Genomic DNA, 21,122 nt, shown 5'->3' with positions numbered 1-21,122 from the left:
AAGACAGATGACCGCCGGCGACGACACAGCAGTGCCGGCCCGGCGAGCAGCACCCGACGATGCGGGTGGCACGGGCCGGGACCTGCGCGCGCAGCTGAGAACCCTGCCGTGGGTCTTCTGGGCGGCCGTGGGATTGATCGCCGCTCAACTGGCGGTCCGGGCGGTGGTCGCTTTCGGGGGCTATTTCTATTGGGATGACCTGATCCTGATCGGCCGGGCCGGCACCCACCCCCTGTGGTCGCCGGCCTACCTGTTTGACGATCACGACGGTCATGTGATGCCGGGCGCCTACCTGGTGGCCGGTGCCCTGTCGCGGCTGTGGCCGCTGCAGTGGGCTGCCCCGGCGCTCAGCCTGGTGTTGCTGCAGTTGCTGTTCTCCTGCGCGTTGTTGCGCGTGCTGTGGGTGATTCTCGGTTGGCGGCCGGTGCTGCTGGTGCCGCTGACCTTTGCGCTGTGGTCTCCGCTGGGCCTGCCGGCCTTCGCCTGGTGGGCGGCGGCGCTGAACTCGCTGCCGTTGTGCGCGGCGCTGTCCTGGGTGTGTGCGGACGCGATTGCGTTGACCCGCACCGGAAATCAGCGCTACCGCTACAGCGCGCTTGGGGTCTACCTGGGTGGCCTGCTGTTCTTCGAGAAGGCCGCGGTCATCCCGTTCGTCGCGTTCACCGTGACGGCACTGCTGGGCTACGTCCGCGGAGCGCCGCTGACCGGCGCGATCACCGGGGCGTGGCGCTCCGGGGCCCGGTTGTGGACGGCCGCGCTCGCGGTGACCGCGGCCTGGATCGGGGTCTACCTGGTAGTGGTCAATCAGAAGCGCTGGAGTTTCGACCTCGAGATGACCGGTGACCTGCTGTGGCGGTCGATCACCCACGGCGTGGTCCCGAGCCTGGCCGGCGGCCCGTGGACGTGGGCCCGCTGGGCGCCGGCCTCGCCCTGGGCACTGCCGGGGCCGGTGGTGATGGCACTGGGCTGGCTGGTGCTGGCCGGACTTGTGGCGGTGTCGCTGGCAGGAAAAAGGCGCCTGGGGCCGGTGTGGCTGGCCGCGGCCGGCTACCTGGCGGCCTGCCAGGTGCCGATCTATCTGATGCGGTCTTCGGCGTTCACCGCGCTGGAACTGGCTCAGACCCTGCGCTATCTGGCCGACTTCGTGGTGGTGCTGGCGATCCTGGGTGCCGTCGGGTTGTGCGCCCCCAACCGGGAATCCGCGCGGTGGCTGGCCCCCTCCCGCGGGCGTGCCGTGGCGGTGACGGCCCTGGCGGCGGCGTTCACCGCCAGCAGCCTGTATTCCACGGCGACCTTCCTGGCCTGCTGGCGTGACGATCCGGCCCGTGCATATCTGCAGAACGCCCGGCAGGCTCTGGCCGCCGCCCGGGCCGCCTCGGACGCGCCGCTGCTGGACCAGGAGGTGGACCCGTTGGTGCTGGGGCGGGTCGTCTACCCGGAGAACCTGGCCAGCCACATGTTCGCCCTGTTGCACGACCGGCCGGAATTCGCCTCGACGACAACGCAGTTGCGGATGCTGACCAGTTCGGGGTCACTGACCGACGCCCAGGTGACCTGGGTCCGTGCCCTGGCGCCCGGGCCGGTGCCGGATTGCGGATACCTGGTGCAGCCCGACCGGCCGGTGACCGTGCCACTCGACGGTCCGCTGTTGCCCGCGGACTGGACCGCCGAGATCAACTACCTGGCCAATGTCGACGGCGCCATGACGATGTCGTTGTCCGAGGGACCGCAGGTCCGGGTCCGGGTGCACCCCGGTCTCAACCGTGTCTTCGTCCGGCTCCCCGGCGCCGGAGACGGTCTCCGCGTGGGCGCCGACACTGCGGCGCTGTCGGTGTGCATCGCCGTCGGCCCTGTCGGCTACGTCGCGCCGAGGTGACGATGACACGCTGCACACCGCCACCACGCTCGGTACGTTCTACAGGCGTGCCCGCCCCGCAAGTTCCCGCACAGTTTCTGCGCGGCTCCGCTGCGCCGTCTCCCCGCACCCTGATCGACATTCTGTGGGAGACCGCCGCCCGCTACCCCGACGCGCCGGCCATCGACGACGGCAAGGTGGTGTTGACCTACGGCGAGCTGATCGAGGACGTCCAGGACAGCGTTGCGTGGCTCGCCGCCCGCGGCCTGGGCCGCGGTGACCGTATCGGCATCCGGATGCCGTCGGGCAATTACGCGCTCTACGTGGCGATTCTGGCCACGCTGGCCACCGGTGCGGCCTACGTCCCGGTGGATGCCGACGATCCCCCCGAACGCGCCGAGCTGGTGTTCGGCGAGGCGCAGGTGGCGGCAGTGCTCACCGAAGCGGGGCTGACACGTGGGCCCGGGGCGTCGCGCGGCTGGCGGGCCACGGCGCCGCAGCCCAGCGACGATGCCTGGATCATCTTCACCTCGGGGTCCACCGGCACGCCTAAGGGCGTGGCGATCACGCACCGCAACGCCGCGGCCTTCGTCGACGCCGAAGCGCAGCTGTTCCTGCAGGACAACCCGATCGGGCCGGGCGACCGGGTTCTGGCCGGTCTGTCGGTCGCGTTCGACGCGTCCTGCGAGGAGATGTGGCTGGCATGGCGCTACGGCGCCTGCCTGGTGCCGGCACCGCGGTCGCTGGTGCGCAGCGGCATGGATCTGGGTCCCTGGCTGGTGGCGCGGGACGTGACGGTGGTGTCCACCGTGCCCACCCTGGCCGCACTGTGGCCGGCCGAGGCCCTGGAAGCGGTCCGGTTGCTGATCTTCGGGGGCGAGGCCTGCCCGCCGGAGCTGGCGGCCCGGCTGGCGGTGGACGGCCGCGAGGTGTGGAACACCTACGGCCCCACCGAGACCACCGTGGTGGCCTGCGCCGCGCAGCTCGACGGCAGCGGTCCGGTCCGGATCGGGCTGCCGCTGGTGGGCTGGGACCTGGCGGTGCTGGGCGCCGACGGAGCGCCGGTGGGCGACGGGGAGACCGGCGAACTGGTGATCGGCGGGGTGGGGCTGGGCCGCTACCTGGATCCCGACCGGGATGCCGAGAAATTCGCGCCGCTGCCCGCCCTGGGTTGGTCCCGGGCCTACCGCAGCGGCGATCTGGTGCGACTGGACCCCGCAGGTCTCACCTTCTGCGGCCGGGCCGACGATCAGGTCAAGATCGGCGGCCGGCGCATCGAACTGGGCGAGGTGGACAGCGCACTGGTGACGCTGCCCGGTGTCAGCGGCGGCGCAGCGGCCGTGCGGACCAGCGCCACCGGCGCCCCGCTGCTGGTCGGTTACCTGGTCAGCACCGACCCGGACTTCGACCTGGGGGCTGCGCGCGCCGAGCTGACCCGCCGGCTGCCCGCCGCGCTGGTTCCCCGGCTGGTCCTGGTCGACGAGCTGCCCACCCGCACCTCGGGCAAGGTGGACCGCGACGCACTGCCCTGGCCCGTCGGGCCGGAGTCCGCCGGGCCGGGCATGGCCGGTGCCGACGATCCGGACAGCACCCTGGGCTGGCTGGCCGGATTGTGGCGCGACGTGCTGGGCGCCCCGGTCGATGACGAACAGGCCGATTTCTTCGCCCTGGGCGGTGGATCGCTGCAAGCCGCACAGCTGGTGGCCGCGGTGCGGCAGCGCTACCCGCAGACCACCGTCGCCCAGCTCTACGACCGTCCCCGGCTGGGTTCGCTTGCGGGGTTCCTCGACGACCTGGGCCGCGGCGACCGCGGGCCGCAGGCCGCTCTGGCCTCTCGCACGGTGGCCCCTACCCCACCGCTGACCCAGGCCGCGCAGGTGCTGCTGTCGGTGCCGCTGGCGACGCTGTCGGGTCTGCAGTGGGTCACCTGGCTGGCGCTGATCAACAACATCGTGGCGGCGGTGCACCCGTTGCCCTGGCTGGCGCGGCTCGACTGGTGGTGGGTGGTGGCCGCCTTCGTGCTGTTCGTCACCCCGCTGGGCCGGATGGGGATCGCCGCGCTGGGGGCGCGCCTGTTGCTGGCCCGCCTGGAGCCGGGGACCTACCGGCGCGGCGGACCGGAGCATCTGCGGGTCTGGATCGCCGAGCGGCTCGCCACCGCCAGCGGCGCCGAGAACCTTTCCGGCGCACCGTGGCTGGTGTACTACGCACGGGCGCTGGGCAACAAGATCGGCGAGGGTGTGGACCTGCACTCGACCCCGCCGGTGACCGGAATGTTGACGCTGGGCAACCGCTGCTCCATCGAACCGGAGGTGGACCTGAGCGGGCATTGGATCGACGGCGACCGGTTCCACGTCGGCCGGATCGCGGTCGGCAATGACGCCAGCATCGGCGCCCGCACCACGCTGCTGCCCGGCGCTTCCGTGGGCAAGGACGCCGACGTGGCGCCGGGGTCGGGAGTGATCGGCGAGGTGAAGAAAGGCCAGTACTGGACCGGCTCGCCGGCTATGAAATCCGGTAAGGCGCACCACCCTTGGCCGGATCACCGGCCGCCGCCGCGCCCGCTGTGGGTAGCGGTGTACGGACTGACCTCGCTGCTGCTCGGCGCTTTGCCGCTGTTAGCGCTGGGCGCCGGACTGGCGGTGGTGGGCCGTGCCGTGCGGGACTGCGCCAGTCTGGCCGATGCCGTTCGGCCGGCGCTGCTCGCGACTCCACCGGCCGCGCTGGTCGCGATGTTGAGCTACGCCGCCCTGACCGCGATCGGGGTGCGGCTGTTGTCGATCGGTCTGCACAGCGGCTACCACCCGGTGCGCAGCCGCGTGGGCTGGCAACTGTGGGCCACCGAACGCCTGATGGACGCCGCGCGTGACTACCTCTTTCCGCTCTATGCAGGGCTGATAACACCGTGGTGGCTGCGACTGCTGGGCGCGAAAGTCGGTCGGGGAACCGAGATCTCCACCGCATTGCTCATCCCGAAATACACCACGATCGCCGACGGCGCCTTCCTGGCCGACGACACCATGGTCGCCTCCTACGAGCTGGGCGGCGGCTGGATTCATGTCGCACCGGCAACCATCGGCAGGCGCGCGTTCCTGGGGAATTCCGGGATCACCCAGCCGGGCCGGCGGGTACCCGACAATGCCCTGGTGGCGGTGCTCTCGACCGCACCGCACAAGGCCAAGACCGGCTCGTCGTGGCTGGGCAGCCCACCGGTGCGGTTGCGCCGCAAAGCCGCCGACCTCGATGTCGAACGGACCTTCCGCCCACCGCGCAGACTGTGGGTGATGCGCGCGGTGGTCGAGACCTTCCGGTTGCTCCCCGTCATCGTCACCTTCGCGATCGGTGTCGCCGTGCTGGGCGTGCTGCAGTGGGCAGCAACACGATTCGGCTACGGCTGGACCGCACTGGGAAGCGGTGTGGCGCTGCTGGCCGCGGGCGCCGCGGCCGGGGCCAGCGCAGTGCTGGCGAAATGGCTCATTGTGGGGCGGATCCGGGCTTGCCAGCGCCCCCTGTGGTCGTCGTTCGTGTGGCGCAACGAGGTCTCCGACGCGTTCGTGGAGACGGTTGCCGCCCCGTGGTTCGCCCGGGCCGCCACCGGCACCCCGGTGATGAACCTGTGGTTGCGCGCTCTGGGAGCCACCATCGGCCGGGGCGTGTGGTGCGAAACCTACTGGCTGCCCGAAGCCGACCTGGTCACCCTGGACGCCGGCGCAACGGTGAACCGGGGCTGCGTGGTGCAGACCCACCTGTTCCACGATCGCATCATGCAGATGGACACCGTCACCCTGGAGGCGGGCGCCACGTTGGGACCCAACTGTGTCGCATTGCCCGCGGCCCGGCTGGGCTCCGGGGCCACCGTGGGACCGGCCTCGTTGGTGATGCGCGGCGACCAGGTGCCCCCCGCCACCCGCTGGCAGGGCAATCCGATCGCGCCGTGGCCGCTGCCGGGCAAGAAGCCCTCTGCGGCATCGACCAGGCAGGAGCCGGCGGCGTGAGCAAACCGGCCAAGATTCCCGCGACGCCGGCCCCGGCCCCCGTCGGCGATCCCTACCTGCCCGGCAGCGGAAACGGCGGCTACCGGGTCTCGCGCTACGAACTGGACTTGGAGTACAAGGTCAGCATTAACCGGCTGGCGGGCACCGCGACCATCACCGCGGTCGCGCTGGCCGCGCTGCGCGAAATCACCCTGGACCTCGCCGACACGCTGTCGGTGGCAAAGGTGTGGATCAACGGCAGGCCGCCGGCCCGGTTCGCCACCTCGGGGGCCAAGCTGCGGATCACCCTGGCCGCCACGGTGCCCGCCGGTGCCGCCCTGGTGATCGCGGTCCGGTATTCCGGATCGCCGCGTCCCAGCGAAACGGTCTGGGGGGAAGTCGGTTTCGAGGAGCTTTCCGATGGCGTCCTGGTCTCGGGTCAGCCCAATGGCGCACCGACATGGTTTCCCTGCGATGACCATCCCTGCGCCAAGGCCAGCTACCGGATCCAGATCAGCACCGAAAGCTCCTACTACGCGCTCGCCAACGGCGAACTGATCTCGCGGCGGGTCCGCGCCACCCGCACCACCTGGACCTACGATCAGCCGGAGCCCACGCCCACCTATCTGGTCACCCTGCAGATCGGCCGGTACGTGACCCGCCGGGTACCCGGGTCGGCCGTGGCCATCCGGGCGGTGCTGCCCGCCCGCCTGCAGACCGAGTTCGAGCGGGATTTTGCACGCCAGTCGCAGATGATGCAGCTGTTCGTGCAACTGTTCGGGCCCTACCCGCTGGCGGCCGGCTACACGGTGCTGGTGACCGACGACGATCTGGAGATCCCCTTGGAGGCCCAAGGGATTTCGATCTTCGGTGCCAACCACTGCAACGGCCGCGGCTCGTCGACGCGGCTGATCGCCCACGAGCTGGCCCACCAGTGGTTCGGAAACAGCGTCACCGTGCGGCGCTGGAGCGACATCTGGCTGCACGAAGGGTTCGCCTGCTACGCCGAGTGGCTGTGGTCGGAGCATTCCGGTGGGCCCAGCGCCGACCAACTTGCCCGGCGCTACCACCGACAGTTGACCGGCCTGCCGCAGGATCTGCTGTTGGCCGATCCCGGACCGGTCGAGATGTTCGACGACCGGGTGTACAAACGCGGCGCGCTCACCCTGCACGTGCTGCGCGGCCGACTGGGCGACGACGCCTTCTTCGCCTTACTGCGCGACTGGACCTCGCGCTACCGCCACAGCAACGCCGGCACTGAGGATTTCACCGCGCTGGCCGCCGGATACAGCGCACAACCGCTGCAGTCGTTCTGGCAGGCCTGGCTGTATTCCACTGCCGTTCCCGGGTTGTCGGCACCGCGGTGACATCCGGACGGGCCCTTTCCCCGTCGCCCTATCGGCGCGGGTAGCGCCGGGCCCGCCGGGCGCCGGCCTGCCGCGGTGCCCAGGACACCTGGAAGTCGACCACCAGTGCAGCCGGGACCGCCAGCGCAACAGGGGTGTACGTCTGCGACTGCTCGTCGCCGGCGATCCCGGTGAGAACCCGGCCGCCGTAGCCGTCCTCGGTGCCCGGCACCGTGACGCGGAGCCGCGCCGAGACCGCGCCCGGCCGTGCACGCAGGAAGAAGACGCCGCCGGGCGGTACCGGATCGGCCAACTCGGCACCGTCGGCGTCCAGAACAACGGCGCCCTGCGCACTGACTGCGGCGGAGTCCGCGACGGCCAGGCGCAGCGGCCCCACCACCCCGTCGGTCACGCTGGCATCCGAGACGTCCAACCCGGGTGCGGTGGTGCGCGCCCGTGCCGCCCCCGCCACCAGATAGCGGTAGAGGGCCACGATCCGGTCGGGATTGCGGTAGGTGCTGGTGCCGTCGGGCCAGAAGCCGACGTCGCCGATGGTGGCTGCCCCCGGTCCGGTCACCGCCAGGCGGTAGTAGCGGTGTCCCCCGGCGGTGGCCCCGACCCCGAGCGCCTTGCGCCGGGTCCCAGGGGTCTGGGCGGACAGCCGCGACGACAGCACCTCGCGCCAGGTCTGGCCGTCGTCGGATTTGTGCAGCGTCACCTCCACCGGCTGCGCGGCGACCAGTTCGACGGTGTACCCACCCAATTCGAGGGCCTCGGCGAACTCGACCGTCACACCGTCGGGCCGGCGCAGCACCCGGACGGGCTCGGTGCGGGCACGGGTGTCCAGCTCTAAACCGTTGGTCAGCCGCCAGATCGCCGCCTGGGTGGCCGCTATCGCCTCGTGCTCGGCGATGTTCCCGCGGCCCAGATACCCGGCCTCTCGCAACCGCCGGCTCACCTCGACGGTGCTGTGCCGCGGTACGGAGTTGCGCAGGATCCAGTCGACCTGGACCTCGCGGGCGTCCCGTTCGGCGGCCCCCAGGTGGGGAACCGCCGACCAGGTGTCGATGCGGTAGGCCGAGGGGCGGGTCGGCGCAATGCCGTGAAAGTCCAGCGAATACGCCGCGATACCGGGGTTGAGCCGAATCAGATCCGTGCGCGCGCTCGTGCCGTCGGTGAACACGATGCGGTCCACGGTGTGCGAATAGGTCCCGCCGTGGTAGCGGGTCATCCGGTCGATATCGACCGCCGGTCGCGGATGGACCCTGCGGCGGACGGTCACCGCGGGATGGGTATCGGTCAGCGGAAGAACGGAGGCAGAAACGGTCATGCCGAGTCGACTTTCTGGTCTGATGCGCGCACGGCAGCACCTGACCGGAAACCGGGGACGGGCTGCGACGCTAAGGAATCAGGGCGTCAGAGAATCAACGACAACAACACGCGGCAAGGCGGCACGAAACGTGCGGCTGCGGCTGCGTGATGTTCGACATACACATACCCTACGACATGTACCGCAGCGGCGCGAGTTGCCATGATTTCAATTCGCCATGAGCGCAACTGGTGGGCAAACCCGACCGATAGTCCATGATTGGCGCCGTTACTCATCAGGAGGAAATCAATGACGTCCGCGCAGAACGAATCTCAGGCCCTCGGGGACCTTGCCGCACGGCAATTGGCCAATGCGACCAAGACCGTCCCGCAGCTGGCCACGATCACGCCGCGCTGGCTGTTACACCTGCTGAACTGGGTTCCGGTGGAAGCCGGCATCTACCGGGTCAACCGAGTGGTCAACCCCGGTCAGGTGGCCATTCACGCCGAGCAGGGGGCGGGCTCTGCCGAACCGCTGCCGCAGACCTTCGTGGACTACGAGACCAGCCCACGCGAATACACGCTGCGGTCGATCTCGACGATTCTCGATGTGCACACCCGGGTCTCCGACCTGTACTCCAGCCCGCACGACCAGGTCGCCCAGCAGCTGCGGCTCACCATCGAGACCATCAAGGAACGCCAGGAGTTCGAACTGGTCAACAACCCGGAGTACGGCCTGCTGGCCCAGGTGACCCCGGAGCAGACCATCTCGACCATCACCGGGCCGCCCACTCCCGACGACCTGGACTCGCTGATCACCAAGGTGTGGAAGACGCCCGGGTTCTTCCTGACCCACCCGCTGGGCGTGGCCGCCTTCGGCCGCGAGGCCACCCGCCGCGGCGTGCCCCCGGTGGTGGTGAACCTGTTCGGCGCGCAGTTCATCACCTGGCGCGGCATCCCGATCGTGCCCAGCGACAAGGTTCCGGTGGAAGACTCCAAGACCAAGATCCTGCTGGTGCGAACCGGCGAGGAGCGCCAGGGCGTCGTCGGGTTGTTCCAGCCCGGCCTGGTCGGCGAGCAGGCCCCGGGCTTGTCGGTCCGGTTCACCGGGATCAACCGGTCGGCGATCGCGTCCTATCTGGTCACGCTGTACAACTCGCTGGCCGTGCTCACCGACGATGCGCTCGCTGTGCTCGACGACGTCTCGGTGGACCGTTTCCATGAGTACGAGTGACCCCGGGCCGGTAGCTGCCGGGGGAAACCCGCCGATCAGCGCGGCCGAGCTGGAGATCTTGGCCAACCAGCTCTACACCCTCGGCGCTCAGCCCGGTCCGGACTCACCCCCGCAGACCACCGCGGTGGCCCCGCGGGGCGGGGCGGGCGATCCGAGCGGACTGCTGCCGGCCGGGGTGGGCGACCTCGCGGCGTTCGCGGTGCCGTCCGGCATCGTGCCGACCGTGCCGGGCGTTTTGGCCGGTTATCCGGCCACCGGCCCGGCCGTCCCGGTCGCTCCGCGCGGATCGGCCCCGGGCTGGCCGGCCGGCAGTCCGGCGGTTCCCCACCTGGGGCTGCCCGATGCTCCGGCGCCGGCAACCGGCGGCGACGAGGCGAACTATTACTTCCTGTCGCGCCCGGCGCCGGCCACCCAGCCGGTTCCGGCGACGCCGGACACCCATGAGGTTTTCGACGTCAACGCGGTGCGGGCCGACTTCCCGATTCTGCGCGAGACCGTCAACGGCAAACCGCTGATCTGGTTCGACAACGCCGCCACCACGCAGAAGCCGCAGGCCGTGATCGACCGGCTGGCGTACTTCTACGCCCACGAGAACTCCAATATCCACCGGGCCGCGCACGAACTCGCGGCCCGCGCCACCGATGCCTACGAGGATGCCCGCGACACTGTCCGGCGGTTTGTGGGCGCGCCCCGCAGCGAAGACATCGTGTTCGTGCGGGGCACCACCGAGGCGATCAACCTGGTCGCTTACGCATGGGGCGGCAAGCATCTGCGCCCCGGCGACGAAATCGTCATCACACATCTGGAGCATCACGCGAATATCGTTCCGTGGCAGATGATCTCGAAGCAGACCGGCGCGATTCTGCGGGTGGCCCCGGTGGATGCGGCAGGCAACCTGCTGTTGGGCGAGTTCGAGGATCTGCTGGGTCCGCGGACCAAATTGGTTGCCGCCACGCACGTCTCCAACGCGTTGGGGACCGTCACTCCGGTGCACGAGATCGTCGAACTCGGGCACCGCTACGGCGCCCGGGTGCTGATCGACGGGGCGCAGTCGATTCCCCACATCCCGATCGACGTACAGTCGTTGGGAGCGGACTTCTTCGCGTTTTCCGGGCACAAGATCTTCGGGCCCACCGGGATCGGCGTGCTTTACGGGACCGAAGAGGCCCTGGCAGAGACGCCGCCGTGGCAGGGTGGAGGCAACATGATCGCCGACGTCACCGTTGAGCGTTCGCTGTACCAGCAACCGCCCAACAAATTCGAGGCGGGCACCGGCAATATCGCCGACGCCGTCGGCCTCGGCGCGGCGCTGCGCTACGTGGAGCAGGTGGGGATCGAACGTATCGCCGCCTACGAACACGCGCTGCTGGAGTACGCCACGCCGCGGTTGGCCGCCATACCGGGCGTGCGGATCGTCGGGACCGCCGACGAGAAGGCCAGCGTGTTGTCGTTCGTGTTGGCCGGCCACGACCCGGCCGACGTCGGCAAGGCCCTCAACGGCGAGGGCATCGCGGTGCGCGCCGGGCACCACTGCGCGCAGCCCATCCTGCGCCGTTACGGGCTGGAGGCCACCGTGCGTCCGTCGTTCGCGTTCTACAACACCTTCGAAGAGATCGACGTGTTCATCAGGGCCGTCCGGCGCATCGCCGAGGGAAGCGCGTAGCTCCGATGGTGGTTTTGGTGAGAAAGGGCAATTGATGGGCAGGATCTACGACAACGTCACCGAGCTGATCGGCCACACGCCACTCGTGCGGCTCAATCGGCTGACCGAGGGATTGGGTGCCCAGGTCGCGGCCAAACTCGAGTTCTACAACCCGGCCAACAGCGTCAAGGACCGCATCGGTCTCGCGATCATCGAGGCTGCCGAGAAGGCCGGGGAGTTGCGCCCCGGCGGCACCATCGTGGAGGCCACCAGCGGCAACACCGGCATCGCGTTGGCGATGGTCGGTGCCGCGCGCGGCTACAAGGTGATCCTGACCATGCCGGACACCATGTCGACCGAACGGCGGGTGATGCTGCGGGCCTTCGGCGCCGAGATCGTCCTGACGCCCGGATCCGAGGGTATGGCCGGCGCGGTGGCCAGGGCTAAGCAGATCATTGCCGACACCCACAACGCCTTGGCGGCCAATCAGTTCGCCAATCCGGCCAACCCGGCCATCCACGAACGCACCACCGGCGAAGAGGTGTGGAAGGACACCGACGGCGCGGTGGACATCTTCGTCGCCGGTATCGGTACCGGTGGCACCCTGACCGGCGTCTCGCACGTCCTCAAGTCGCGCAAGCCGGAAGTCCAGATCGTCGGGGTGGAGCCCAAGGACTCGGCGATCCTGCACGGTGCCCAGCCCGGTCCGCACAAGATCCAGGGGCTGGGACCCAACTTCATCCCCGAGGTGCTCGATCGCGACTGCTACGACGAGATCATCGACGCCCAGTTCGACGACGCCATCCGGGTGGCTCGCGCCCTGGGGACCGAGGAGGGCATTCTCGGTGGCATTTCGGCCGGCGCCAACGTCTGGGCCGCCCTGGAGCTGGCCAAACGCCCCGAGAACGCTGGGAAGCTGATCGTGGTGGTGATCCCCGACTTCGGCGAACGCTACATCTCGACGCCGCTGTTCGAGCACATTAGGGAATGATCACGCCTATGACAGGCGTGTGGAAGACGTTGCGTGAGGACCTGCGCAACGCGCGAGACCATGACCCGGCCGCGCGCGGGGACCTCGAGAACGCCCTGGTCTATTCGGGCCTGCACGCGATCTGGTCGCATCGGGTGGCACATCGGCTGTGGGCCAGGCCGGCGCTGCGCGGGGCGGCCCGCCTGCTGGCCCAGGCCACCCGGTTCGCCACCGGCATCGAGATCCATCCGGGCGCGACCATCGGCCGGCGTTTCTTCATCGACCACGGCATGGGCGTGGTGATCGGCGAGACGACCCAGATCGGCGATGACGTCATGGTCTACCACGGGGTGACCCTCGGCGGGCGCTCGCTGAGCCACGGCAAGCGCCACCCGACCATCGGCAACGGCGTCACCGTGGGAGCCGGTGCCAAGGTCCTCGGCCCGATCACCATCGGGGACAGCAGCGCCATCGGGGCCAATGCGGTGGTCACCCAGGACGTCCCGGCGGACTGCATCGCCACGGGCATTCCGGCCTCGGTGCGGCACCGCACCGAGAAGCAGCGGGAGCCGCTGGTCGACCCAACCAGCTACATCGACCCGGCGATGTACATCTAAGACCCGGCACCTGCGCCGGGTATGGGCTCGGCGGCGATCACATAGTCGCGACCGTGCCGCAGGCCGCCCTCGCGCTCGTGCAGAGCCAGCGCTCGCTGCTGCAGGTCGTCGACGTAGCGCAGCATCGAGGCGGCCAGCTCCGGCGAGCCGAAGCGTTCGGCCCGCCGGCGGCACATGTCGAGCTGGCCGTGGACGTGCCGGGGGCCGTAACGGATGGGGAAACGGCGGAACTGCACCGTGCGCAGGCCGGCCCGCGCAAGCTGCCGCAGCACCCACTCCAGCGGATACTCCCGGTAGGGCCGTTCGCCGGCCAGCAGCAGGCACGCGTCGCGAACGCGGCCGATCTCCCAGATGATCCGGCCGCTTTCGGTGTTCGGCGGGTACTGCACATAGGGCTCCAGGCCGGTGACGTAGAGCCGGCCGCCGTCGGCGACCAGGGGCCGCAGCCGCTGGAAGACGTGGTCCTGCCAGTAGGGCGCGAAGCCCTCGATCGCACCGACGAGATAATCGACAAGCACGGTGTCGAACGTCTCGCCGGCGAGCAGGCCGTCATCGATCCAGTTGCCCACCAGTATCCGATCCTGCGGCCGGACGCCGTCCCCGACTGCGGCGCGGCTGGCCTCGGCCATCCCGGATGCGGCAGTGATCGCGGTCCAGCGGTCGGTCGGCAGCGTCTGGATCCATTGCAGGGACTTCACGCCGGCACCGGAGTCGAGCATGCTGCCCCAGGGGCGGTCGCCGTGCAGGGTCTCGATGTAGCGAAACAGTGCGGACACTGCGGGTGCTGGGTTGGCGGACAACGGAATTGCTCACCTTCCGCGGCGTCGCGCGCACGTGCAACGCCGGTTGATCCCGCCTCGGTGTGTGCGCGTGACTGAGCCTAGCGTCGCCACCGGGCTAATGAAAATGATTGTCATCAAATGCGCGCCGTGCCATACGGGTAACTCAAAACGGGCGAGGCGCCCGGCGCACGGTGCCTACTGGACCTGCCGTTGTGGAGCCACCTAGGAGAATCGAACTCCTGACCTATTCATTACGAGTGAATTGCTCTACCGACTGAGCTAAGGTGGCGCGCCCGGTCTAAACCGGGCCGGGTCAGTCTACAGGTCGTCTCGCAGGGCCTGTCCGACGGTTGCCACCATGGCGCCCACGGCGAAGCGGGGCTTGACGTTGGCCGCCAGCGCCTCGCGGCATTCGAGGACCGCCTCGATGCAGCGCAACAACCGGTCCGGCGGTGCGTGAGCCGCGATCGCTGCGGCCGCGTCGGTCATGTCCGGGTGGCTGGGCCGGGCCACCCCGGCCGGGGCCATGGCGACCAGCAGGGCGTCGCGGAAATAGGTGGCCAGGTCGATCAGCGCGCGGTCCAGCGCATCCCGCGACGCCCGCTTGTGGCGGGAATTCTGCCGCCGCTCCAGGTCCTTGATCAGTCCGGCGGTGCCGCGCAGGGTGCCGGCGGTGCCCTTGCCGGTGCCACCAGCCCCCAACGCGGTGCGCAGCTCCTCGGTCTCGGCCTCCGAACGCTCGGCGGTCAGGTCCCGGGCCTCGGATTCGGCCGCGGCCACCAGGTCATCGACCGCGGCGAAGGCCCGCGACGGGGTCGCGGCGTCCCGTGCCAGCGAAAGCGCCCGCTGCCGGCGCTGCCGGGCCTCCGAATCGGTGGCCAGCCGCCGAGCCCGCCCGACATGGCCGCCGCTGACCGCCGCCGCCCACTCCGCGGTCGCCGAGTCCAGGCCGTCGACCTCCATCAGCACCTGGGCGACCGCCGTCAGCGGCGGGGTCACCAGCGCGACATGACGGCACCGGGACCGCAAGGTGATCGCGATGTCCTCGGGATCCACCGAGGGCGCGCACAACAGGAAAACCGTCGAAGGCGGCGGCTCCTCGACCACCTTGAGCAGGGCGTTGGCCGCTCCCTCGGTGAGCCGGTCGGCGTCCTCGATCACCACGATCTGCCAGCGCCCGGTCCCGGGCCGCCGCGAGGCGGCCTGCACGATGGCCCGCATCTCGTCGACACCGATGGACAGCCCCTCCGGCACGACACGCCGGACGTCGGCGTGGGTGCCGGCCATCGTCGTGGTGCAGGCCCGGCACCGGCCGCAACCGGGGCCGCCCTGCTCCTCCTCGGCGGTGCATTGCAGCGCCGCGGCGAAACACACCGCCGCAATGGACCGGCCCGAGCCGGGCGGGCCGGTGATCAGCCACGCGTGCGACATACCGCCCGCGGACATCGCCCCGGGCGCCCCGGGCTGCCGCGATGCCCGCACGGCTGCCAGCAGTTCGGCCTCCACCGTCTGCTGACCCACCAAGCGGGTGAAAACTCCGGACATCACGGTCACAGTAGTGCCTGGACCGGACATTCGGACTCGGGCTTTGCCGTCTCGCCCGATACGGTGTGCTGGTGAGCACCACGACCCTGGTCGGGCGGATCGAGCGATTCGTCCGCTGGGTTGTGCGCACACCCTGGCCCGTTTTCACGCTGAGCATGCTGCAGGCCGACATCATCGGCGCACTGTTCGTCTTCGGCTTCCTGCGGTTCGGCCTGCCCGACGAGGACCGGATCAACCTGCAGGACCTGCCGCGGCTGAATCTGGTGCTCTTCGGCGTCGTGCTGTTGTTCCTGTTCGGGCTCGGCTTTTCGATCAGCACCGCGTTGCTGATGCCGGTGTTCCGCTGGCAGCGCCGGGAGGCGCTGCTGGCCGATCTGGAGACCCACGGCGACTCCGATCCCGCGGACACCGAACTGGCGCGATCCCGGGCGCTGCGGATGCCGTTCTACCGGTCCCTGATCAGCATCGGCTACTGGACGGTGGGCGGGGTGGTGTTCGTCGCCATCAGCTGGCCGGTGGTGCACCACGTCGTGCCCGTGGTGGTCACCGCCACGGCCCTGGGGGCAGCGGCCACCGCGATCATCGGCTACCTGCAGTCCGAGCGGGTGCTGCGACCGGTGGCCGTCGCCGCCCTGCGCGACGGCACTCCGGAGAACCTGCGGGCACCCGGTGTCATCCTCCGCCAGCTGCTGACCTGGCTGCTGTCCACGGGCGTGCCGGTGCTGGCGATCGTGCTGTCGGTGTTGGCCGGCAAGGCGTCCCTGCTCAACGCCTCACCGGACAAGTTGTTCACCCCGATCCTGCTGATGGCACTGGCCGCCCTGGTCATCGGGCTGGCCGGCACCGTCCTGGTGTCGATGTCGATCGCCGACCCGCTGCGACAGCTGCGGTGGGCGCTGGGCGAGGTGCAGCGCGGCAACTACAACGCGCACATGCAGATCTATGACGCCAGTGAGCTGGGCCTGCTGCAGGCCGGGTTCAACGACATGGTGCGCGACCTCGCCGAGCGGCAGCGGCTGCGCGACCTGTTCGGACGCTATGTGGGCGAGGATGTGGCCCGGCGTGCCCTGGAGCGCGGCACCGAGTTGGGCGGCCAGGAACGCGACGTGGCGGTGCTGTTCATCGACCTGGTGGGTTCCACCCAGCTGGCCGCCACCCGGCCGCCCAGCGAGGTCGTCAACCTGCTCAACGAGTTCTTCCGGGTGGTGGTCGAGGCGGTGGGGCGCCACGGCGGTTTCGTCAACAAGTTCCAGGGTGATGCCGCACTGGCCATCTTCGGTGCGCCCATCGAGCACCCGGACGCCTCCAGTGCCGCCCTGGCCGCGGCCCGCGAGCTGCACGACGGCCTGCTGCCGGTGCTCGGTTCCGAGGAGTTCGGCATCGGGGTGTCGGCCGGGCGGGCGATCGCCGGGCACATCGGCGCCCGGGCCCGCTTCGAGTACACCGTGATCGGCGACCCGGTCAACGAGGCCGCCCGGCTGACCGAACTGGCGAAACTGGACGACGGCCACGTGCTGGCGTCGGCAGTCGCGGTCAGCGGCGCGGTGGACGCCGAGGCGCTGTGCTGGGAGGTCGGCGAGATCGTCGAGCTGCGCGGCCGCACCGTGCCGACGCAGCTGGCACGGCCGTTGAACCTGGCAACGCTGGAGACCATGCCGGCAGAAGACGCCGAGGCCTCGGCAGCCGCCGACTGATCAGCGCTTGGCGGCCTTCTTGGCGGTTGCCTTCTTCGCGGGCGCCTTCTTCGCGGGCGCCTTGCGGACGGCCTTCTTCGCGGCCTTCTTGACCGGCCCCCGCGCCCGCCGATCGGCGAGCAGCTCGGCGGCACGCTCATCGGTGATTGAAGCCACCTCATCGCCCTTGCGCAGGCTGGCGTTGGTCTCGCCATCGGTCACGTACGGACCGAACCGGCCGTCCTTGATCACCATCGGCTTGCCGCTGGCGGGGTCGGCACCCAGCTCGCGCAGCGGCGGAGCCGCCGCGGACTGGCGCCCCCGGCGTTTGGGCTCGGCGTAGATCTTCAGCGCCTCCTCCAGGGAGATGTCGAAGATCTGCTCCTCGCTCGCCAGCGACCGGGAATCGGTGCCGCGCTTGAGGTACGGCCCATAGCGACCGTTCTGTGCGGTGATCTCGTCGCCGGACTCGGGATCGACCCCGACCACCCGCGGCAACGAGAGCAGCTTCAGCGCATCCTCGAGCGTCACGGTGTCCAGACTCATGCTGCGCAGCAGCGAGCCGGTGCGCGGCTTCGGGCCGGTCGGCTTCTTGCCCTTCTTGGCCGTGGCGCCGGACTCGTCGTCCGGGGGCGGCGGCAGGACCTCGGTGACGTAGGGGCCGTAGCGGCCGTCCTTGGCGACGATCTCGTGACCGCTGTCGGGGTCGATGCCCAGCGATCGGCCCTCTTGCGGGGTGGCGAAGCGTTCCTCGGCCAGCGCCAGGGTCAGCTCGTCGGGCGGCAGGGAGTCGTCCAGGTTGGCCCGCTGCGGGGTCGGCTCGCCGTCGTCGCCGGTGACCATGCGCTCCAGGTAGGGGCCGTTCTTGCCCACCCGCACATAGATCGGCCTGCCCTGCTCGTCATCGAACAGCCGGATCGAGTTGATCTCCCGGGCGTCGATGCCCTCCAGGTTCACCCCGACCAGCTTCTTGAGTCCCCCGGCCCGGGCGATGGAGTCCTCGACCCCGTAGTCGCCACCGAAGTAGAAGTTGTGCAGCCAGTCGGTGCGGCGCTGACGCCCCGCGGCGATCCCGTCGAGTTCGTCTTCCATCGCCGCGGTGAAGTCGTAGTCGACCAGCCGGCCGAAATGCTGTTCGAGCAGCCCGATGACGGCGAACGCCACCCAGGTCGGGACCAGCGCGCTGCCCTTCTTGTAGACGTAGCCGCGGTCTTGGATGGTCTTGATGATCGAGGAGTAGGTCGACGGCCGGCCGATGCCCAACTCCTCGAGCGACTTGACCAGCGACGCCTCGGTGTAGCGCGCCGGCGGGTTGGTGGCGTGGCCATCCGGGGTGGCCTCGGCGGCGTCCACCCGCTGACCCTGGGTCAACTGCGGCAGCCGCCGCTCCGCGTCGTCGGCTTCACCGCCGGCCAACTCGTCGACGGTCTCCACGTAGGCCTTGAGGAAGCCCGGGAAGGTGATGGTGCGGCCGCTGGCGGCGAACATCACCTGCTGGTCGCGCGATTGGCCACCGATCCGCAGGCTCAGCGTCGTGCCGCGGGCGTCGGCCATCTGCGAGGCGACGGTGCGCTGCCAGATCAGCTCGTAGAGCCGGAACTCGTCGCTGCCCAGTTCGTTGCGGACTGCGTCGGGGGTGGCGAACGTCTCGCCGGCCGGCCGGATCGCCTCGTGGGCTTCCTGGGCGTTCTTGACCTTGCGGGTGTACTGCCGCGGCGACGGCGAGACGTACTCCTCGCCGTAGAGCTGACGGGCCTGGGTGCGCGCGGCGTCGATTGCCGACTGCGACAGCGTCGTCGAGTCGGTACGCATGTAGGTGATGTAGCCGTTCTCGTAGAGCCGCTGGGCGATGCTCATCGTCCGTTCGGCGGAGTACCGCAGTTTGCGGCCGGCTTCCTGCTGCAACGTCGAGGTCATGAAGGGTGCGTAGGGCCGCCGGGTGTAGGGCTTTTCCTCCACCGACGTCACCGACAGGGACGCACCGGCCAGCCCGGCCGCCAGTGCGGTGGCCGCGGCTTCGTCGAGCACCCGCACCTCGGCGGGCTTGCGCAGCGCCCCCAGCGAGTCGAAATCACGACCGCTGGCCACCCGGAGGTCGTCCACGGCGACCAGGCGGGCGGTGAAGGTGGGCGGCGAGGCCGTGGGGTCGGAGACGCTGGCATCCAGTTGAGCCACCACGTCCCAGTAGGAGGCGCTGCGGAACGCCATCCGCTCGCGTTCGCGCTGCACGATGATGCGGGTGGCCACCGACTGGACCCGGCCGGCCGACAGCTTCGGCGCGACCTTCTTCCACAGCACGGGGCTGACCTCGTAGCCATACAGCCGGTCCAGCACGCGCCGGGTCTCCTGGGCGTCCACCAGGTCGATGTCCAGGTCGCGCGGGTTCTCCGCGGCGTTGCGGATCGCCGGCTCGGTGATCTCGTGGAACACCATCCGTTTGACCGGGATGCGCGGCTTGAGCGTCTCCAGCAGGTGCCAGGCGATCGCCTCGCCCTCCCGGTCACCATCGGTGGCCAGATAGAGCTCGTCGACGTCCTTGAGCAGACCCTTGAGCTCGGTGACGGTGCTCTTCTTATCCGGGCTGACGATGTAGAGCGGTTCGAAGTCGGCGTCGACGTTGACACCCAGGCGCGCCCAGGGTTCGGTCTTGTACTTCGCCGGCACATCGGCGGCATTGCGCGGCAGGTCCCGAATGTGACCCCGCGAGGACTCGACTACGTAGTTACTGCCCAGGTAGCCCGCAATTTTCCGTGCCTTGGTGGGCGACTCGACAATGACGAGCCGCCGCACGGGTGAACTTGAGCCGCCGTTGCGGCCGGGGTCAGCCAACTGCGCTTACACTCCACTTCTGTCCGCACCGCCACGTCACGCCGCCGGTGGACAACTGACAATCTCGCACTCACTCCCGTGCCGATGCAAACTGGCGCTCAGCAGTGCATTCTCTCAAAACCCGTCCGCGTGGCCCGGGATCGTGGCTCCGACACGCGGCCACTGACCCAACGCGTCGGGGCCTGGGGGCGATTCCCCGACGTTTTCGACCAGTCGCATCAACCGGCGCCGGCCGGTTATCCGCAACGCCGGGCGGCCCCCACGACTGCCGATCAGCGTGGGCGCGATCCCAGCCCGCATCAGGGCCGAGGCCAACGGCGCGAAGGTGTCCGGCGCATGCGGGTCGAGCCCGAGCAGGTACCGGTCACCTTCCGCGGTTCCCGCCGCCAGCGTCCACGCCCGCAATTCACGCGGACCCGGCAGCCATTGCGGCGGAACGGTCTTGACCGCCCCGCGGGTCCACGCCGAAGCCAGAACACGCAGCCTCGGGTCGACCGCCGTGCGCACCAGCGGGGTGTCTTCGTCGGTGCGGGTGACTTCGGGCCGTAGACCGGCCTCCTCGATCAACTCGGCCAGGGCCGCGGCTCGCCATTGAGCGTCGACCACAACCGAGACCCGCGCGCCGTCCCCGGACACGACGATCTGTCCCGGACCAGCCAGCACCCCGGTGAGGTCGGCGACGCTGGGCGGCACCGACTCGGCCGAGAAGAAGGAAAGCTGGCTCACGTCACCGACAGTAAGCCGGTCCACCGTCCGGCGGCCTCCGGGTCGGGCCTTTCGGCCCGACCCGCCCGAAACGAAACCCCCCGGCGGTGCTCCGTTCGCGGGAGCTGCCCGGGGGGTGTCGTCGAATCCAGTGGCTTAGATGGAGCGGACGCCCGTGGCCTGGGGGCCCTTAGGGCTCTGTCCGACCTCGAACTCCACCCGCTGGTTTTCCTCGAGGGTGCGAAAGCCGGACCCTTGGATTTCCGTGTAGTGGACAAACACGTCCGCCGACCCGTCCTCGGGCGCGATGAAGCCGAAGCCCTTCTCTGCGTTGAACCACTTCACAGTTCCCTGTGGCATTTGTCGATCTTTCCTTACTCTTCTTGCCCGGTGCAGTGCACACCGTTGTTCGGGGCACCGATTTTCGCTGCCCCGGGCCTGTTCCGACCGCCCTACCCTGGCGGTCGGTCGGTGCTGCCACCGACGTTCCCCCGCGGGCACTGCGGCCGCAACCACAGATCCTGCGAAGGCTTAACACGAACACAGAAGCTACGACCGTCCATCAGTCAACCACGTTCGTCGCCCTGAGGACAGACTGCGGTGCCGAAATCTCGGCCGAAGGGTGAACAATACGGCGGCGGG

Annotated in this window: 13 protein-coding genes, 1 tRNA gene and 1 pseudogene; 8 read left to right on the top strand and 7 right to left on the bottom strand. The window is 69.8% G+C overall.

The features are described 5' to 3' along the window. Nucleotides 1-7 precede the first annotated feature (7 nt). The 3 genes from AWC02_RS10610 to AWC02_RS10600 are packed head-to-tail and all read left to right on the top strand — an operon-like array spanning nt 8 to nt 7,196. Nucleotides 8-1,876, top strand: a complete 1,869-nt coding sequence (locus tag AWC02_RS10610; RefSeq protein ID WP_237160421.1) for a hypothetical protein — start codon at nt 8-10, stop codon at nt 1,874-1,876. A 47-nt stretch (nt 1,877-1,923) separates the two neighbouring features. Beyond that, nucleotides 1,924-5,850: a Pls/PosA family non-ribosomal peptide synthetase gene (locus tag AWC02_RS10605; RefSeq protein WP_336385673.1), complete on the top strand. Its 3,927-nt coding sequence runs from the start codon at nt 1,924-1,926 to the stop codon at nt 5,848-5,850. Beyond that, the gene (locus tag AWC02_RS10600; protein WP_085128824.1) at nt 5,847-7,196 is read left to right on the top strand and encodes a M1 family metallopeptidase; all 1,350 of its coding nucleotides are present in this window, start codon (nt 5,847-5,849) and stop codon (nt 7,194-7,196) included. The genes AWC02_RS10605 and AWC02_RS10600 overlap by 4 nt, the downstream gene beginning before the upstream one ends. Before the next feature lie 28 nt (nt 7,197-7,224). Here the strand turns inward: AWC02_RS10600 and AWC02_RS10595 are convergent, their stop codons facing one another. After that, nucleotides 7,225-8,505 carry a TQXA domain-containing protein gene (locus AWC02_RS10595; protein WP_085128730.1) on the bottom strand — a complete coding sequence of 427 codons (1,281 nt, stop codon included), beginning with the start codon at nt 8,503-8,505 and terminating at the stop codon, nt 7,225-7,227. A gap of 288 nt (nt 8,506-8,793) precedes the next feature. Between AWC02_RS10595 and AWC02_RS10590 the strand changes: the two genes are divergently transcribed. The 4 genes from AWC02_RS10590 to epsC are packed head-to-tail and all read left to right on the top strand — an operon-like array spanning nt 8,794 to nt 12,946. After that, nucleotides 8,794-9,717 carry a family 2A encapsulin nanocompartment shell protein gene (locus tag AWC02_RS10590; protein WP_085128729.1) on the top strand — a complete coding sequence of 308 codons (924 nt, stop codon included), beginning with the start codon at nt 8,794-8,796 and terminating at the stop codon, nt 9,715-9,717. Beyond that, the gene (locus AWC02_RS10585) at nt 9,662-11,380 is read left to right on the top strand and encodes a family 2A encapsulin nanocompartment cargo protein cysteine desulfurase (RefSeq protein ID WP_419179235.1); all 1,719 of its coding nucleotides are present in this window, start codon (nt 9,662-9,664) and stop codon (nt 11,378-11,380) included. The genes AWC02_RS10590 and AWC02_RS10585 overlap by 56 nt, the downstream gene beginning before the upstream one ends. Nucleotides 11,381-11,414: 34 nt before the next feature. Further along, nucleotides 11,415-12,350, top strand: a complete 936-nt coding sequence (gene cysK, locus AWC02_RS10580; protein WP_085128727.1) for a cysteine synthase A — start codon at nt 11,415-11,417, stop codon at nt 12,348-12,350. An 8-nt stretch (nt 12,351-12,358) separates the two neighbouring features. Then, the gene (gene epsC / locus AWC02_RS10575; RefSeq protein WP_085128726.1) at nt 12,359-12,946 is read left to right on the top strand and encodes a serine O-acetyltransferase EpsC; all 588 of its coding nucleotides are present in this window, start codon (nt 12,359-12,361) and stop codon (nt 12,944-12,946) included. Here epsC and AWC02_RS10570 read toward each other — a convergent pair. The 3 genes and pseudogenes from AWC02_RS10570 to AWC02_RS10560 all read right to left on the bottom strand — a co-directional run. Next, nucleotides 12,943-13,722: pseudogene (locus AWC02_RS10570) on the bottom strand (class I SAM-dependent methyltransferase); the annotation flags it as partial. The gene epsC and the pseudogene AWC02_RS10570 sit on opposite strands and share 4 nt — an antisense overlap. A 219-nt stretch (nt 13,723-13,941) precedes the next feature. Further along, nucleotides 13,942-14,017: transfer RNA gene (locus tag AWC02_RS10565), tRNA-Thr, on the bottom strand. Nucleotides 14,018-14,046: 29 nt separating this feature from the next. Continuing rightward, a complete protein-coding gene (locus AWC02_RS10560) occupies nt 14,047-15,273 on the bottom strand; it encodes a DNA polymerase III subunit delta' (protein ID WP_085128822.1) in 1,227 nt (408 codons plus the stop codon). A 17-nt stretch (nt 15,274-15,290) separates the two neighbouring features. Here AWC02_RS10560 and AWC02_RS10555 point away from each other — a divergent pair, with 17 nt between their 5' ends. After that, the gene (locus AWC02_RS10555) at nt 15,291-16,967 is read left to right on the top strand and encodes an adenylate/guanylate cyclase domain-containing protein (protein ID WP_109560964.1); all 1,677 of its coding nucleotides are present in this window, start codon (nt 15,291-15,293) and stop codon (nt 16,965-16,967) included. On the opposite strand, the gene topA is transcribed toward AWC02_RS10555, so the two are convergent. From topA to AWC02_RS10540, 3 genes are all read right to left on the bottom strand, one after another. Further along, on the bottom strand, nt 16,968-19,775 hold the full coding sequence (gene topA, locus AWC02_RS10550; RefSeq protein ID WP_085128725.1) for a type I DNA topoisomerase: 2,808 nt from the start codon (nt 19,773-19,775) through the stop codon (nt 16,968-16,970). A gap of 114 nt (nt 19,776-19,889) precedes the next feature. Next, nucleotides 19,890-20,501 carry a hypothetical protein gene (locus tag AWC02_RS10545; protein ID WP_085128724.1) on the bottom strand — a complete coding sequence of 204 codons (612 nt, stop codon included), beginning with the start codon at nt 20,499-20,501 and terminating at the stop codon, nt 19,890-19,892. A 135-nt stretch (nt 20,502-20,636) separates the two neighbouring features. Continuing rightward, nucleotides 20,637-20,840: a cold-shock protein gene (locus tag AWC02_RS10540; RefSeq protein ID WP_003925183.1), complete on the bottom strand. Its 204-nt coding sequence runs from the start codon at nt 20,838-20,840 to the stop codon at nt 20,637-20,639. Between the last annotated feature and the right edge of the window lie 282 nt (nt 20,841-21,122).

Origin of the sequence: Mycolicibacter engbaekii (genome assembly GCF_002101585.1) — a bacterium.
In the GTDB taxonomy this organism is placed as follows: domain Bacteria; phylum Actinomycetota; class Actinomycetes; order Mycobacteriales; family Mycobacteriaceae; genus Mycobacterium; species Mycobacterium engbaekii.
The sequence above is the reverse complement of the archived record's forward strand: the minus strand, read 5'-3'. Positions and strand labels throughout refer to the sequence as shown.

Coding starts and splice junctions, on each gene's coding strand:
- AWC02_RS10540 (WP_003925183.1), bottom strand. CDS start 20,840: ATGCCACAGGGAACTGTGAAGTGGTTCAACGCAGAGAAGGGCTTCGGC.
- AWC02_RS10585 (WP_419179235.1), top strand. CDS start 9,662: ATGCGCTCGCTGTGCTCGACGACGTCTCGGTGGACCGTTTCCATGAGT.
- AWC02_RS10560 (WP_085128822.1), bottom strand. CDS start 15,273: ATGTCCGGAGTTTTCACCCGCTTGGTGGGTCAGCAGACGGTGGAGGCC.
- cysK (WP_085128727.1), top strand. CDS start 11,415: ATGGGCAGGATCTACGACAACGTCACCGAGCTGATCGGCCACACGCCA.
- epsC (WP_085128726.1), top strand. CDS start 12,359: ATGACAGGCGTGTGGAAGACGTTGCGTGAGGACCTGCGCAACGCGCGA.
- AWC02_RS10595 (WP_085128730.1), bottom strand. CDS start 8,505: ATGACCGTTTCTGCCTCCGTTCTTCCGCTGACCGATACCCATCCCGCG.
- AWC02_RS10610 (WP_237160421.1), top strand. CDS start 8: ATGACCGCCGGCGACGACACAGCAGTGCCGGCCCGGCGAGCAGCACCC.
- AWC02_RS10590 (WP_085128729.1), top strand. CDS start 8,794: ATGACGTCCGCGCAGAACGAATCTCAGGCCCTCGGGGACCTTGCCGCA.